16 protein-coding genes are annotated in these 16,109 nt (G+C 38.1%); 8 read left to right on the forward strand and 8 right to left on the reverse strand.

From position 1 onward, the window contains the following. Window positions 1–55: 55 nt before the first annotated feature. From dgoD to HOO54_RS20625, 4 genes are read right to left on the reverse strand one after another with little or no spacing between them, the layout of a single operon-like run. Window positions 56–1,204: a galactonate dehydratase gene (dgoD, locus tag HOO54_RS20610; protein ID WP_172298630.1), complete on the reverse strand. Its 1,149-nt coding sequence runs from the start codon at window positions 1,202–1,204 to the stop codon at window positions 56–58. Between the two features lie 16 nt (window positions 1,205–1,220). Continuing rightward, window positions 1,221–1,847, reverse strand: coding sequence for a bifunctional 4-hydroxy-2-oxoglutarate aldolase/2-dehydro-3-deoxy-phosphogluconate aldolase (locus HOO54_RS20615; protein WP_172298632.1), 627 nt, complete (start codon window positions 1,845–1,847; stop codon window positions 1,221–1,223). Window positions 1,848–1,875: 28 nt separating this feature from the next. Further along, on the reverse strand, window positions 1,876–2,829 hold the full coding sequence (locus tag HOO54_RS20620; RefSeq protein WP_172298634.1) for a sugar kinase: 954 nt from the start codon (window positions 2,827–2,829) through the stop codon (window positions 1,876–1,878). Further along, a complete protein-coding gene (locus HOO54_RS20625; RefSeq protein WP_172298636.1) occupies window positions 2,780–3,607 on the reverse strand; it encodes an IclR family transcriptional regulator in 828 nt (275 codons plus the stop codon). Before HOO54_RS20625 ends, HOO54_RS20620 begins: the two co-directional genes overlap by 50 nt. 223 nt (window positions 3,608–3,830) lie before the next feature. Here HOO54_RS20625 and HOO54_RS20630 point away from each other — a divergent pair, with 223 nt between their 5' ends. Then, window positions 3,831–5,156: a M28 family peptidase gene (locus HOO54_RS20630; RefSeq protein ID WP_172298638.1), complete on the forward strand. Its 1,326-nt coding sequence runs from the start codon at window positions 3,831–3,833 to the stop codon at window positions 5,154–5,156. 87 nt (window positions 5,157–5,243) lie between these two features. Here HOO54_RS20630 and ywaC read toward each other — a convergent pair whose 3' ends face one another. Continuing rightward, the gene (gene ywaC, locus HOO54_RS20635; RefSeq protein WP_253907833.1) at window positions 5,244–5,882 is read right to left on the reverse strand and encodes a GTP pyrophosphokinase YwaC; all 639 of its coding nucleotides are present in this window, start codon (window positions 5,880–5,882) and stop codon (window positions 5,244–5,246) included. Between the two features lie 206 nt (window positions 5,883–6,088). On the opposite strand from ywaC, the gene HOO54_RS20640 reads away from it, so the two are divergent. The 7 genes from HOO54_RS20640 (at window position 6,089) to HOO54_RS20670 (ending at window position 11,915) form a co-directional block, all read left to right on the forward strand. Then, window positions 6,089–6,172: a YjcZ family sporulation protein gene (locus HOO54_RS20640; protein ID WP_172299745.1), complete on the forward strand. Its 84-nt coding sequence runs from the start codon at window positions 6,089–6,091 to the stop codon at window positions 6,170–6,172. A gap of 282 nt (window positions 6,173–6,454) precedes the next feature. Then, window positions 6,455–6,604 (forward strand): teichoic acid D-Ala incorporation-associated protein DltX, encoded by a 150-nt coding sequence (locus HOO54_RS20645; RefSeq protein WP_172298642.1) that lies wholly within the window; start codon window positions 6,455–6,457, stop codon window positions 6,602–6,604. Window positions 6,605–6,619: 15 nt separating this feature from the next. Beyond that, complete coding sequence (gene dltA / locus HOO54_RS20650; RefSeq protein WP_172298644.1) at window positions 6,620–8,128, forward strand: D-alanine--poly(phosphoribitol) ligase subunit DltA; 1,509 nt, start codon at window positions 6,620–6,622, stop codon at window positions 8,126–8,128. Then, on the forward strand, window positions 8,125–9,282 hold the full coding sequence (gene dltB, locus HOO54_RS20655) for a D-alanyl-lipoteichoic acid biosynthesis protein DltB (protein WP_172298646.1): 1,158 nt from the start codon (window positions 8,125–8,127) through the stop codon (window positions 9,280–9,282). The genes dltA and dltB overlap by 4 nt, the downstream gene beginning before the upstream one ends. A gap of 15 nt (window positions 9,283–9,297) precedes the next feature. After that, window positions 9,298–9,534, forward strand: a complete 237-nt coding sequence (gene dltC, locus HOO54_RS20660; RefSeq protein ID WP_172298648.1) for a D-alanine--poly(phosphoribitol) ligase subunit 2 — start codon at window positions 9,298–9,300, stop codon at window positions 9,532–9,534. Then, on the forward strand, window positions 9,534–10,703 hold the full coding sequence (gene dltD / locus HOO54_RS20665; RefSeq protein ID WP_172298650.1) for a D-alanyl-lipoteichoic acid biosynthesis protein DltD: 1,170 nt from the start codon (window positions 9,534–9,536) through the stop codon (window positions 10,701–10,703). The genes dltC and dltD overlap by 1 nt, the downstream gene beginning before the upstream one ends. A 126-nt stretch (window positions 10,704–10,829) precedes the next feature. Next, window positions 10,830–11,915, forward strand: a complete 1,086-nt coding sequence (locus HOO54_RS20670; protein ID WP_172298652.1) for a branched-chain amino acid aminotransferase — start codon at window positions 10,830–10,832, stop codon at window positions 11,913–11,915. Between the two features lie 201 nt (window positions 11,916–12,116). On the opposite strand, the gene HOO54_RS20675 is transcribed toward HOO54_RS20670, so the two are convergent. The 3 genes from HOO54_RS20675 to HOO54_RS20685 form a co-directional block, all read right to left on the reverse strand. Beyond that, the gene (locus HOO54_RS20675; protein ID WP_172298654.1) at window positions 12,117–14,033 is read right to left on the reverse strand and encodes a DUF6792 domain-containing protein; all 1,917 of its coding nucleotides are present in this window, start codon (window positions 14,031–14,033) and stop codon (window positions 12,117–12,119) included. Window positions 14,034–14,035: 2 nt separating this feature from the next. Then, entirely contained in the window at window positions 14,036–14,749 is a 714-nt protein-coding gene (locus HOO54_RS20680; RefSeq protein WP_172298656.1) for a lipoprotein YvcA, read from the reverse strand. 481 nt (window positions 14,750–15,230) lie between these two features. Beyond that, window positions 15,231–15,947 (reverse strand): lipoprotein YvcA, encoded by a 717-nt coding sequence (locus HOO54_RS20685; protein ID WP_172298658.1) that lies wholly within the window; start codon window positions 15,945–15,947, stop codon window positions 15,231–15,233. Between the last annotated feature and the right edge of the window lie 162 nt (window positions 15,948–16,109).

The following is a 16,109-nucleotide window of genomic DNA, read 5'->3' on the forward strand; positions in this document are numbered from 1 at the left end:
TTCTATCGCATCCTGTGCTAAGGACTTTTTATGGAAAACACTATCAAAAAACAACCTACCACTCCGCTACACTGCCATCACCATGACGCCAAACCGGATTTCGCCAATGATGTCCAACTTCAGCCATTTTCCGGACGTGTGCCTCATTGATTTCCACACCAAGACCGGGTCGATTTGGTATTTGAACAGACCCGTTTTCATATAAAAAGACGTCCTTGTCTAGCAAATAATCTAATAAATCCGTGCCTTTGTTATAATGTATTCCTAAGCTCTGCTCTTGAATAAAAGCGTTATGACAAGTTGCATCCACTTGCAAACAGGCTGCCAGTGCAATCGGGCCGAGCGGACAGTGCGGAGCCGCCGCGACATCAAACGCTTCAGCCATAGATAAAATTTTCTTACATTCTGTAATCCCTCCGGCATGTGACAAGTCAGGCTGAATAATATCTACATAGCCATCGATGAGCAAATTTTTAAACTGCCATTTCGAAAACATCCGTTCTCCTGTTGCAATTGGAATTGAGACAAGACTGGCAATATCGCGAAGCGCTTCATTGTTCTCAGGCAATACAGGTTCTTCAATAAACATAGGTCGATAGGTCTCTAGCTCTTTTGCCAAAATTTTTGCCATTGGCTTATGCACTCTGCCATGAAAATCGATGCCAATTCCAAAATAAGGACCGGCCGCTTCTCTAACTGCTGCCACCCTCTCAATGACTTGATCAATTTTTTCGTATGAATCAATATATTGCAGTTCCTCAGTACCGTTCATTTTAATAGCAGTGAATCCTTTTTCAGCCATTTCCTTTGCCGCACGTCCCACATCGGCAGGCCGGTCTCCACCAATCCATGAGTAAACTTTAATAGAATCTCTGCATGATCCGCCCAGTAGTTGATGAACAGGAGCTTGATAAAATTTTCCTTTAATATCCCAAAGCGCTTGATCAATTCCAGCTATCGCACTCATTAAAATCGGACCGCCGCGGTAAAAGCCGCCTCTATACATGACATTCCAATGATCCTCTATATTGAGCGGATCTTTACCGATCAAGTATTCCATTAATTCATGAACTGCTGATTTAACGGTTGCGGCCTTCCCCTCAATAACCGGTTCTCCCCAGCCAGTGATCCCTTCATCCGTTTCAATTTTCAAGAAAAGCCAGCGAGGTGGAATTTGAAAACATTCATAACTTGTGATTTTCATCTTTTTTCATCTCCTCTTATTGTTGAATGGCTGCTGTAAATTGTTTCGCTTTTCCAACCAGTTCTTTCAAAAATGTCTCATTTATGTCTGCATTTGTTTGCACAAGAGAACTTCCAATTCCTGCTCCAATCGCCCCTGCTTCAAGAAACTCTCCGATATTATCTAAACCAACACCGCCGGTTGGCAAAAGTGGAATTTGTGGGAGCGGTCCGTGAATATCCTTTATATAACCCGGTCCCATCGTTCCTGGGAAAACTTTCACAATATCACCACCGCTTTCAAATGCGGTCAATATTTCCGTCGGAGTGAAAGCACCCGGAATACTCAATGCACCGTAACGTTTGGTCAACTTAATTGTTTCTACTTTGACAGTTGGTGAGAGAATAAACTTTGCTCCAGCGAAAAGTGCTGCCCGTGCAGATTCTGAGTCAAGGACAGTACCCGCTCCAATTAACATGTGATGTCCGAAGCGTTCTGAAACAGCTTCAATCGCTTTTATCGCTTCTGGCGAATTCAGAGTGATTTCAACCAAGCGAATACCGCCAATTTGTAAAGCTTCTGCAATACGGACAGCCTCTTCCGCGTGATAACCGCGAATGATGGCTATCACTTTATGTTTTTCAATTTTTAATAAAGCGCTCATTTCTTGTCTCCTCTCTTTCTGATTCTTTTTACCTACTAACATCATCGTCTTCCAACTGTTCCATAAAGCGAAACAATGACTCACGGTCAGGCAGACCCTCAATATCTCCATTTACCGCTGTCACCATGGCGCCAACAGCACAGCCCCGCCTCACAGACTCACAAAGCGGAAGCTCTTCAATTAAGCCAGACAGCACACCTGCTGCAAATCCGTCTCCGGCTCCCACTGGATCTACCACTCTTTCAATTTGGTAACCATCTATGTAACCGCTGTCATTTCTGCTAGAGTAGTAAGCGCCCATCGCACCCAACTTCACAATGGCCGTTTTAACCCCAAGTTGATGTAGAGATTCTGCCATTTTCTTTTCGTCTTGAGTTCCGAATAAAAAGTAGCCTTCTCTTACACCAGGCAAAACAATGTCAGACTGCTTCACAAGCTCTAGTAATGTCTGCTTTGCCAAGTCTTTATCCCATAGTTTTGTTCGCAGGTTGGGATCAAATACAATTGGTATATGATGTTTTCTTGCCAGCTTCATAGCATAGAACACCGCATTTGAAGCGCTTTCACTCAAAGCGGGGGTAATCCCTGTCAAATAAAGAAACCCGACATTTTTGAAATAGTTCTCATTAATATCACATGGCTGTAAAAAACTTGCTGCAGATGCATTTCTGTAATAACTGACATTCACTCTTGTTTGATTCGCTCGCTCTTTAAAAAACAGACCGGTCGGTGCCTCTGCATCTAGCTTCACTTCGCTGACATCAACGCCTTCTCCCCTTACAGATGAGAGAATCATAGCGCCAAATTCATCTTTGCCAAGCCTGCTGATCCAGCCTGTCTTTTTCCCGAGCTTTGCAAGCCCGATTAGTGTATTTGTTTCGGCTCCTGCGATTCTGGTTGTGTAGTTTTTTGCATATCTGAGGGGACCATCTTCATTTGGAGTGAACGCTACCATCGTTTCCCCTATACTTATAACATCCATCGGTATCCTCCCTATGTGCAGGCTGATTGACGTAACCGCCGATACTTTCTGTAATTTTTCCCGCTGTATACAGCAATTGTTCAGTAATCATAGGTTTTCTTGTTAACATCCGCTCCTTAGGACCAGCCGTGCTGATGGCAGCTTTTATTTCCCCATCTGCTCCAAATACTGGGGCTGCCAAACAAAACAGTCCTTCTTCATTTTCTTCATCATCAATTGCATAGCCCTGATTTGAAAATTGCTTCAACTGATCGAGCAGTGTTTTTTTGTCCATAATCGTCCGGTCTGTAAACCGCACAAATGTAATTTCATCAAGCAATCGGTTTCGTTTTTCAGCAGGCAGGAAAGCCAGAAATGTTTTCCCAAGTCCTGTACAATAAAGCGGCTTCCGTGAACCTGGCTGAGCGGTTGTTCTGATTGATCTGTTATTATCTATTTTCGCAATATAGACAAGTTGATCTTCAGATAATACAGCCATAAAAATGGTTTCCTGAACACCATCCATCAACTGTTTCAAATATGGAATTCCTTGCGCTGATACATCCACACATTCAATTGCTGCACTGCCAATTTCAATCAGTTTTGAACCTAGTCGATATCGTTTTAATGCATTCTGCTGAAGATAACCTTCATGAAAAAGCGTGACCACTAAGTTAAATGTACTGCTTTGCGGAAACGATAAATCTCTGCTGATTTCCTTTACTGTTAATCCATCCGGATGTTTGGCTAGTAATTCAAATACACGCAGCACGCGCACTGCAGATTTGACGACTGACATGACACTCTCCTCTATTCACATATGTGATTCAAAATCTGATATCCGATTAATCGAACGTATTTTAAACAGAAACAATCCCTACGTCAACCATTCTTTTTTAAAGTTTTTTATCTCCATTTGCCCACATTGCCCAAGGTCTTACGTCTCAATTCTTCTAGTAAAGCAGGATTTAAGATGCTTGATGTGAAATCTTTTCTGTTACAACCATTAAGGAGGTTTTTAAATGAAGCGAAAGTTAATGAAACTGAGTTTAGCAGCAACGATCGCACTGAGCGGATTTTTCATGTCAGCGTCAGTTGAAGGGACAAATACTGTCCAAGCAGTTTCGCAGGATTTGTCTAAATATTCCGTAAATAAACTGAAGCGGTTTAATGAAAATCGTGCTTTTCGAACAATTTATCATCTAAGTGAAACAATTGGTCCTAGAGTGGCAGGTTCGCTTGAGGAAAAAAAGAGTGCGAGATTTATTGCTTCACAACTGAAAAAATCGAAGCTAAAAGTGAAGATTCAAACATTTGATATTCCTGACAGATTGAAAGGAACGCTTACCGTTCAGGGACATGAGGTTCCTTCACGACCTGCTACCGGTTCTGCACCTACACCTGAAAAAGGTCTGACAGCACCGCTTTACAAGGCTGGACTCGGCCGGTCTGGGGACTTTACTGAAGATGTGAAAGGGAAAGTCGCTGTGATTTCAAGAGGAGAACTAACATTTTATGAAAAAGCAAAGAACGCCGCTGATGCCGGTGCGGCGGCAGTCGTTATTTACAATAATCGAGACAGCCTTGCCGCTCTTATTCCGAACCTTGCCGGGAAAACAGTGGATATTCCGGTTGTTGGCATCGGCAAAGAAGACGGTGAAACATTGTTAACAAAAACAAAGGCTACCCTCAAACTTAACGCTCTCAAACATCAAACTTCACAAAATGTGATCGGCGTTCGTCGAGCAAAAGGAGTCAAAAAACCAGACATCGTCTATATTACTTCCCACTATGATAGTGTTCCATATGGACCGGGTGCGAATGACAATGCATCAGGAACATCTGTTGTCTTAGAGCTGGCACGTACTATGAAAAACATCCCGGCTGACAAAGAAATTCGTTTTATTGCATTTGGCGCTGAGGAAATCGGGCTTCTCGGCTCAGAGTATTATGTTAGCAAATTGTCTAACCGGGAAGTAAAACGAAGTGCAGCAAACTTTAACTTAGACATGGTGGCGACAAACTGGGAGAACGCTTCACAACTGAATATAAATACATTAGACGGCTCAGGAAATCTCGTCTGGACATTAAGCAAACAGGCGGCCTTAAATCTCAAAAAAGGGGATATCTTACACTTAAGTAAAGGGGGATCATCTGACCATGTTCCGTTTCATGAAGCGGGAATTGATTCGGCCAACTTTATTTGGCAAGAGCCAGGAACAGGTGCTTTAGAGCCATGGTATCACAGTCCATACGACACGATTGACCATATTAGCAAAAAACGCTTAAGAGTAACAGGACTGATCGCTGGTCATGCAGTCTATGATTTTGTCAAAAAAAACAAGTGATAAAAGGGGATATGTGTCAATTCATGAAACAGGCGGTTTATGTCCACTCTGTTTCATGAAGTTGACAACAAATCAACCCTACACAAATTATTGATCGACTTTCTTTCTAATATTCAACATCTTTTCATCCAAATAATGAGCGACATCTGCAGCTTCTTTCAATTCATCTGTGAGCTTTGTTGGCACTTCATTATTTAATTTATAATAAATTTTATGTTCAAGACTGGCCCAAAAATCCATCGCTATCGTTCGAATTTGAATTTCAACTTTTACATGTTCTACTTTGTTTGTTAAATATACCGGAACCTCGACGATTAAGTGAAGGCTGCGATAACCATTTGGTTTCGGATTTTGAATATAATCTTTCACTTTCAAGATTTTTATGTCTTCATGCTCTTTTAATACATCCACCATATTATAAATATCTGACACAAATGAACAGACAATTCTAAGCCCGGCAATATCATGAATATATTCTTTAGCTGCCCTTGTAGTCATCTCACAGCCTTTTCTTACAAGCTTATTCATGAGACTTTCAAAATTTTTCACCCGTGACTTCGTATGCTCTATTGGATTGTGACCATGAATTAAATTGTATTCCTGACTAATAATTGAGAACTTTGTGTCCATTTGATCCAAAGCAAATTTATAGACTAACAGCTCATTTTTCCAACTTTCCATCAACCGTCTTAATTCTTCTATTTGATCTTCTGGTAAACTTGCCATCTGATCGAGTGAAATTTCCATTAAGCTGTCTCCTTAACCTCTTCATTTATGATTGTTCGAATACTAGACGTCATCTTTTTTAATAAAGTTTCGACGATCACAAAAGTAGTCTCCTGTATTATTTTCATCTCTTTACATTGATGACTGTTGCAAAATTTATTTGAATTTCATATTCTATACTACCATGTAAAGGGAGGTGAGACTTTATGTCTTACTATAACAACTTTACGCTAATTGTCGTATTATTCATTTTGCTTATCATTGTTGGAGCATCATATATGCGTTATTAGTTGAAACTTCCTTTCCATGAAAATAAACCGGCAAGACCATAGAAAAGAGTGCCTTTCTATGGTCTTGTTTTTTTTGCTGTCATTAGAATTTATTTCCTTAACTCACTCAAAAAAATCAATTGATATTATTGTAAAAATGTATATAATAGGCTGATAGGGACAAAAATCATCCATTTTAGACAAAAAAAAATTCCCAAAAATGAAGACGATATGAAACTTTTGTACGTCCATTTCGTCTTATAATTTTGTTAAGGTAATTCATTTAAGAAAGGAAAAGGGTCAATGATCAATAGGTTAAAAATGTTTTACGAAAAAACGACAATGAAGTGGCTGCTAAACACTTCCTATTATTTTGTTATTTTGCTCCTGTTGTTTTTGATTTACGGTTTCCATACAGCAAATACAGGTTCATATATTTATAATGACTTTTAATGGAGAATAAAAACAATGAAATTAATAGAATTAATTCAAAACCATGCACAAACACAACCCGATACACTTGCTTTTGTGAATGAAGAGGCGAAGCTGACATATCGAGAGCTCTGGACTAAATCAGAGATTCTCGCAAACCGACTACAAAAAGAGACGATCGGTGATGCTTCACCAATTATTGTTTACGGTCATATGCAACCGGAAATGGCGGTTTCTTTTCTGGCTTGTGTAAAAGCAGGACATCCGTATATTCCTGTTGATACTTCCATTCCGGCAGACCGCGTATTGAAAATCATCAAAAGTTCAAAAGCGGAACTTTTGCTCAACAATTCAGGAAACACAGTTGACACGGGAGATGCTCTCATTTCTGTGATCGATCCAATTCATTTGGATGGTACTGTTCATCATGAAACAAACCCTGACAATTGGGTGAAAGATGATCAGACATTCTACATTATCTATACATCTGGAAGTACAGGCAATCCAAAAGGTGTACAAATTTCTGCCCGCAATCTGCAAAGTTTTACAGACTGGATTACAAATGACTTTCCGGTTGAAAATGGACATGTGTTTTTAAATCAAGCGCCATTTTCCTTTGATTTGTCAGTTATGGATCTTTATCCATGCCTACAGTCCGGAGGTACTTTATGGACGGTCACGAAAGATATGATTAACCGGCCGAAAATTTTATTTGAAGCATTGAAGAAGTCGAACATCAATGTTTGGACATCAACACCTTCATTTGCACAAATGTGCTTAATGGATCCGTCTTTTTCAGAGGAATTACTGCCTGATTTAAGAGTCTTTATGTTCTGCGGTGAAACACTGCCAGCTTCAGTCGCCAAACAGTTGAAGGAAAGATTTCCAAAAGCGCGTGTGTTTAACACATACGGTCCGACCGAAGCAACCGTTGCTGTCACTTCCATCGAAGTAACAGACGAAATATTAGAGCGTTATTCATCCCTTCCTGTCGGTTCAGAAAAGCCGGAAACAGAGATTGTGATCATCAATGAAGATGGTGAAGCAGTCAAAGAAGGTGAAAAAGGAGAAATTATCATTACCGGGGCAAGTGTCAGCAAAGGCTACTTAGGAGAAGCTGAATTGACGGAAAAAGCATTTTTCACCTATAACGGTGCACCAGCTTATCGTACAGGTGATGCAGGATACAAAGAAAATGGCCAGCTGTTCTTTTTAGGAAGACTTGATTTTCAAATTAAACTGCATGGCTACCGAATTGAACTGGAAGAGATCGAATACCATATCAATCAGTCACAATATGTACAGTCAGCTGTGATTGTCCCATTTTATCGTGAAGACAAAATTGAATACCTGATTGCTGTTATCGTGCCTGCCAAACACGATTTCGAAAAAGAATATCAGTTAACAAGTGCCATTAAGAAAGATGCAGGCAGCACACTACCTGCATATATGATCCCAAGAAAGTTTGTCTATCAAAAAGAAATTCCGATGACTGCCAATGGCAAGATCGATAGAAAACGATTAAAAGAAGAGGTAAGCATATGACGCCGTACGGTTCATTTCTCTTCTTCATCATTTTAGGAATTTTACTTGCACCGACGATTATCTTCGGATTAAAAGGTAAAAATATTCGCTATTATAATATGGCGATGTCTGTTATTGTATTGGCTCTCATTTTTGCAAACGACCTTCATGGAGTAATTGCTCTTTGCTTGTTTACAATCTGGCAAGTTTTGCTAATTAAAGGTTATATATCTTATCGTTTAAAAGCTAACAGCGGCATTGTTTTTTGTTTGACAGTAGTAGCTTCGATTCTCCCTTTGGTGATATCTAAGCTGCTGCCGTTCTTTGCGAATAGCAACTGGGCAACCTTTCTTGGAATCTCTTACTTAACCTTCAAAGGAGTTCAGCTTATTCTTGAAACCCGCGACGGTTTAATCAAAAAACAGATTCCGATTAGCAGACTCATTTACTTTGTTGTCTTTTTTCCAACGATTTCATCCGGACCGATTGATAGATACCGCCGTTTTGAAAAAGACGAGCAAAAGGTGTGGACGAAAGAAGAATATCAAGATCTACTGTATACTGGGATCAACAAAATTTTTCTCGGCTTTTTATATAAATTCATTATTGGGTACTGTATTAATACGTATATCATTTTAAAACTGCCGTTTATTACGTCCGGTCATATCTCGCAATCATTGCTATATATGTATGCGTACAGTCTTTACTTGTTCTTTGATTTTGCCGGTTATACGGCTTTTGCAGTCGGTATTAGCTATATAATGGGTATTAAGTCACCGGAAAACTTTAATAAACCGTTTATTAGCCGGAATATTAAAGATTTCTGGAACCGCTGGCATATGTCTCTTTCATTCTGGTTTAGAGATTATGTGTTCATGCGCTTTGTTTTTTGGATGACAAAGAAAAAATGGATCAAAAACCGGATGGCTGTTTCGAATATTGGTTATGTGCTACTGTTTCTTCTTATGGGTGTTTGGCATGGTCTAGCCCTTCAGTATATTGTCTATGGACTATATCACGCGCTACTCATGACAGGTTTCAATTTCTTTGAAAAATGGAATAAGAAAAACAAATGGTGGCCGAACAATAAGTGGACAACAGTTGTCTCAATTGTGGTGACTTTCCACTTCGTATGCTTTGGATTTTTAATTTTCTCAGGAAAAATATTTAACTAAAAGGAGAATGTAATCATGGATTTTAATCAAGAAGTACTTTCCGTAATAGCAGAGGTTTGTCAAGATGATATCGTAAAGGAAAATCCGGATATCGATATTTTTGAAGAGGGAATTCTTGATTCATTTGGTACAGTCGAGCTGCTGCTTGCTTTTGAAAACCATTTTAACATCACTGTTCCGATTACAGAGTTTGATCGTGATGCATGGAATACCCCAAATCAAATTATAAAGCAGCTGAATGAGTTGAGATAATGAAAAAACGTTTTTTATTCGGGCCAATCATCTTGGCATTCTTACTTTTTTTAGGCATGATTACGGTCCCAAGTTCTTGGTTGTCTTCACTTGTTCCGAAAGATCGTGTTAAGACATCCGCTACAGAATTAAATCCAATGATGTTCCAGGGAGAATACCTTCAAAGTAAAATGCTTGAAGACCCTGAATATCTACCGATTTACGGGTCATCTGAACTGTCACGTCTGGATAAATTTCATCCGTCTAACTATTTTAAAGTGAATGATCAAGGTTTTACCCCTTATCTTGTCGGAAAAGGCGGTTCACAATCTTTAATTCACACGTTAAACTTTGCAGCTCACATGGATCAATTAAAGGGAAAGAAAATGGTATTTATCATTTCCCCTCAATGGTTTCAGAAAAAAGGCTCTGATGAAGCTCATTTTGCGCCAAACTTTTCGGCATTACATGGCTATGATCTGTTATTCAACGAAAGAATTGATCCAAGGGTAAAGAAAAAAATGATCAAACGCATGCTTCGTTATCATGCCGTTACAAATGATGCGCTTCTTGCAGGACTTTACCGCGCTGAGCTCAATAACGATCAGCTTAAACTATCTTTGCTTAAGCCGTTCGGTAAAGCTTATATGAATGTGCTGAAAAAGAAAGATCTCTATTACTCGATGACCGAAGGCGAAGGGCCAAAACGCACCATTTCTAATAGTGTCAAAAACAAGTCATGGAACGAATTGAAACGTATGGCTGAAGCACAAGGTAAAAAAGAGTCTAAAAATAACGACTTTAAAATTACAAATGGCATCTATAAAAAATTGAAACCGAAGATGGCAAAATTAAAAGGTCATAACAAACACATGAACTATGCGCAATCATTGGAATTTGATGATTTTCAAATGATGCTTGATGTTCTCAAAAAATCTGGAGCAGAACCTCTGTTCATCTCCGTTCCTGTTCATGGTAAATGGTATGATTACACCGGTTTTCCTAAAAAAGGCCGAACAGGTTATTATGTAAAGATTAAAAAACAAATTGAAGCAGAAGGCTTCCAAGTTGCCGACTTAACCAAGCATGAGTATGATCCTTACTTTCTGAAAGATACACTTCACCTCGGCTGGAAAGGCTGGGTTTATGTAGACAAAGAAATTGAAGCTTTTTGGAAGAAAAAATCATAACAAAGATTCCCGCTACGGGAATCTCTTTTTATAACCTAAGTTTTCTTAAAAATTATATTTTACAAATTTATCTGAAATCTATTACAATAGAAGGTAAATATTTTGGGAAGAGTAGGGAGATTAATCATGACAAAACAAACCATCAGCGTACAGCTCAGTACAACAAAAAAACAAAAACCCCAGACAGACCAGCTCGATTTCGGCCGAATTTTTACGGATCATATGTTTATAATGGACTACTCAGTTGAAAGGGGCTGGCATGATCCAAAAATTGTTCCTTATCAACCGATTGAAATGGACCCGGCAGCCATGGTCTATCATTATGGACAATCTGTATTTGAAGGCTTAAAAGCCTATTTATCTAAAGAGGGAAAAGTTCTTTTATTTAGACCGAAAAAAAATATTGAACGCTTAAATCAATCAAATAACCGTCTTTGCATTCCACAAGTTGATCCTGATACGGTTTTGGAAGGCCTAAAAACACTGATTCAAATAGATAAAGAATGGATACCAACAACGGAAGGAACCTCATTATATATTCGTCCATTTATTATTTCAACAGAACCATTCCTTGGGGTTGCTCCTTCAAAAATGTATAAATTGCTGATCATTTTATCACCTGTCGGCTCTTATTATAAAGAAGGAATCCACCCTGTCAAAATTGCCGTTGAAAGCGAATTTGTCCGCGCTGTGGCAGGGGGAACCGGAACCGCAAAAACGGCTGGCAATTATGCTGCTAGCCTGAAGGCTCAGGAAGTCGCCGAAAATCTTGGTTTCTCACAAGTATTATGGTTAGACGGTGTTGAGAGAAAGTACATTGAAGAAGTAGGAAGCATGAACATCTTTTTCAAAATCAACGATGAGATTGTGACTCCTGCTTTAAACGGCAGTATTTTAGAAGGAATTACGAGAAATTCTGTTATTTATCTTTTGAGGCAGTGGGGATTCTCTGTGATAGAAAAGAAAATTTCCATTGAGGAATTGTTTGAGGCATACAAAGCCGGTCAACTTGAAGAAGCCTTTGGAACAGGCACAGCAGCCGTTATTTCTCCAATTGGTGAACTCATGTGGAAAGAGCATCAGCTTGTGATCAATAATGGACAAACTGGAAAAATCGCCAAACGACTCTATGAAACGATAACAGGTATTCAAAAAGGTGCTATACAAGATTCATTTGACTGGACTGTTGAAGTTGATTCAATCAGGTTTTGAGGCTGTCCAGAAAGTCAGTTTTCACTGGCTTTCTGGCAGCTTTTTTAGATGCAATTTACAACCGTCTCTAAACGTTTAAATGATATTATGGTAATTGCCCGCAGGCTTTTGAAGGTCTTCTTTCAATTGATTTTTTAGGAGCTCTTCATTTTTTCACTTTGTTATCTGTTGAACTTATCTTTTAGTGAAACCGCTTCCGTTTTATCCAGCCTCCTGCGGTTGGTAATTAAACATGGCGGAAATCATCTTGTCATGATCAAGCAGTTTTTCAATGCTTGAGCGAACATCTTCGACAAACTGCTTCTTTTCACTAGCGATATTTCTTAATTCCCTCACAATACCGTCAAACTGAGGAAGCGGCGCTGTTTCATATGAATCATGGACTTCGACTTTTTCAATTTGATCAAATGCGTGACTAAACCCGGAATGAATCAACACTTGGACATCAAGCTTTGCCAGTGTTGGGTTGGCTTCCATGCGATGAATCTCCATTTTTAAATCGCGTTTTTTCTGGTCGAAATCATGGTCAAATTCATGCTGAATGATACGGCAATAACGGTCAATCTCATCTTCCACTTCGGAAACAGCCTTCAGTCCTTCCCGATAAATTCTTAATGCAGATGAAAGATTCACCTTAATCTCTTTGCCATCGTTGCCTTTTTTGGAATAGTACATATCTTCGCCCTGGTAACTGAAACCTTTTCGGGCTAAAGCGTTTAACATCGGTGTTGGGAAATGGTCTTTCCCAATGAGTTTAATCAGGTCTTTTGTGTCTTCATTGAGTTTATCTAGGGATTTTTGCAGGTCTAGATAAGTACGATATATCTCAAGGTACTTTGCTAATACATAACCTAACGTATTCCCATCTGGATTGTATTTTGTAAATTCTTGAGAATTCGCAATATCTTCAAGTAACCCTTCCATTTTCTCAATGTGCTGGTTGATTTGTTCGAGGTCTGTTTTTAATGTCTGTTTTTTTGTTGAATCAATATAACCGGTCGCTTCAAGCTGATCGAGAACAGGACCGCTGTAATCGTTAATTTTTTTGAAAAACTTCTTTAGTTTAGGCAATCTTTTCATGAGTGTCGTTTCGAGATGACCAACTTCATCCATGTGTGAAATAAAATAGGAGAGCCCTCCTTGTTGAAGACCTTTAAAGGTATCTGTATCGGCACCTATTGCCGCTTTAACAAAACCATTCAGTCCGCCTTTTTGATAATCAGCTGAATACTGTTGAAAATATCTTTTCAGAGTTCGAATATCTTCATCAGGAATATGGTCAATAACAGTGCGAAATCCTTTGATATCTGGGTTTGTGTCTGTCATGTTGACATGACCGAATGTGATGAAGTCAGCTTTGCCGCTGACACCGTAAAGAGGATCATCTTTGGAGATGCGCTGGGTGATGTTTGCGGTGACACCTTTGTCTTTGTAGTATTTGATAATGGCTTTTTTTAGTTTTTCGGGTGGGATTTTGAGTATTTCATCTGCTTTTTTAATATTAAATTTTTTACTTATTGCATCATATAAGTTTCTATCAGCTAGTAGCAAATGATCTATACTCACTTGTGCACCATTGATTCCATATACTTCGTCAAACTCACCATCTATTAACTTCACCATAAGTTGGTTATTGTTTGCAAGAGAATGTCCCATTGCATAAGTTTTTATTACTTCAGCATTTCCGGCTTTTTTCTTTGAAGCTCTGGTGAACTCTCTCATTGCTTGGTATTGATTATCATCGATCCCAAGATACAATCCAAAGAAGTTATACAACCAGTCTCCCTCATCTGCACTGCCCTCGGAAATAATATGAAGTTGATCAACATGATGTTTTTTGTCCTTAATATGAATAGCTGTTCCATCATATGCTGATTGTTTTACTGTGTGATCTTTACTTTGCTTGAGAACTTCTTTTGATGTATAAATCTCAATATTCTTTGGGAGTTCATTGTTTGTTTCTTCTTTATAGATTCTGCGAACATCTGATTCAAAGTCTTTTTTTGCTTGCTTGACTTCATTGACATTGCTTGAGGCAAACCTTTTTTTATATTTATATTCTAGATTGATTAAGCGTAATTTTACATTTTCATTTTCGAAAACATTTTTATTTTTCATTTTCATTTCTCCTTTTTATCAATTAAAAAGGTTATAGATTTAATTAGTTTTTTTGAAATATTTCTAGAGTCACTCTCGTTTAAAGAGTTAAGATTAGGATCATCTGGACACCTAAATATAAGTGAGTATACTATTCCTAGCTGATTTTTTTCTTTTGATTTAATTGATTTAATATACCCAAAATATCCGTAAGATTTTTTATTTTCAAAGGTTCTTTTTTTAAAGGCAAAATAAATATCTTTACCTTTGCCTTTTATTTTTTCAAAATCGCCTGTATAACTATTCTGGCTTCTTACTCTATCTAGTGTTGTATCTGAATCACTAATGAAGTTATCTTTACTATAATATTCTATTTGAGCATTTAATGAGACACCATCTTTTGAATCATAACTATCAAATACAATGATCTCTTTATTTTTGCCTTCTTTAGATAAATAGCTTGAAACCTCCCCATCCTCTGGAAACAACATCGTAAACCCCTTCAACTTCGATTCAAGCAGATAGTATCCAGGCTCCACTTCCTTCGTAGACGCCATATACTCTCTAGTCTTCTCATCTTGAAAAGCTGGAACTTTAGGTAAATCTTTCGGATCCATGTCGATCGGTTTCACAGCTTCGGTTTTGTTGTCTTCCTTGCTGTTTTGTTTGTCATTCATACTGCATCCTCCTGTCACAACTAATATTAATGTGAAACAGATGATGATCATTTTTTTCATAGGTCAACCTCCAAAGGTTTGGGCTTGCCAGCAATTGATCCAAATGGCCTGTTTGCAATTGAAGAATATTATCCATTTCCATCATAACAAGATAGCGATATGTAATTAAATGGGAAAATGGTCTTGAGATCGTTTTTTGAGGTCCGTTTTTCATGGCTGAACATTGGTATGGTTGGGAAGAGGGGTGCGTGTTGGCGTGTTCTTATCCGAGAAAAGAGGTCTAAAGTCTTAGGGGGATTTTGATGGAATGGAAACCTAGAGAGATACAATTAAACTTATTATTCATAATCTAAATTCAGATGTGTAGAACCTTTTTGGGAGTTCCTTATTCATTTCCTCTTTATAAATTTGACGCGCATCACTCTCGAAATCTCGCTTTGCTTTTGCTAGATCACGTTTATTAGTTGTATTAAAACAGTCTTTGTATCGATATTCGAGATCGATTAATCTTATCTTCACAGTTTCATTTGCGAAAATATTTTTACTTACCATCTTTCTGCTTCTTCTTGTCGGCATTAAAAATTATAGAATCAATGATTTTATATGCTTCCTTTTTAGCTGTTTTATCATTGAGAACACATGGTTTTTTATCGTCAGGACAATTAACGATAAAAGAATATTCTATGCCAGAGTGCTTCACTTCTGTAGAATTTATATATCCAAAGTACATGTACGAATCATTATACTTTCGATCTGGGTTATTAAAAACGGTTTTCGTAGAAGCAAAATAAATTTCTTTTCCAGGTTTAATCGTTTTATTAAAACTACCTTTATATCCATTTGACGATTTGACTGAATCAATCATGGTCTCTAAAGAATAATCTCTATTATAGAAATAACTTATATCACCATTGAGGTATATGTTTCTTTTTTTATTGAAACTTTCAAAAATAGTGGTTTCATAATCTTCACCGTTATTTTCGGTTAGTCTTTGAACAATTTTACCATTGCCGGGAAATGCCATCGTAAACCCCTTCAACTTCGACTCAAGCAAATAATAGCCAGGCTCCACTTCTTTTGTAGATGCCATATATTCTCTTGTTGCCTTATCTTGAAAAGCTGGGACTTTAGGCAAATCTTTCGGGTCCATGTCGATCGGTTTGACAGTTTCGGTTTTGCTGTTTTGTTTATCATTTATATTACATCCGCTTGTCACAGCTAATATTAAAGTAAAACAGATGATGATCATTTTTTTCATTGTTCACCCTCCAAGGGTTCAGGTCTAACTCCAATTGATACGAATAGCCTGTTTGCAATTGATAATTTTATCCTTATTCATGTTACATGATGGGGAAATAGAGTTAAATAGTAAATAAGTCTTGGTCGGTTTGTTGAAGTGCTGATTTTTAATAATGATCAT

It is taken from the genome of Bacillus sp. WMMC1349, from assembly GCF_013155385.1.
Lineage (GTDB): Bacteria > Bacillota > Bacilli > Bacillales > Bacillaceae > Bacillus.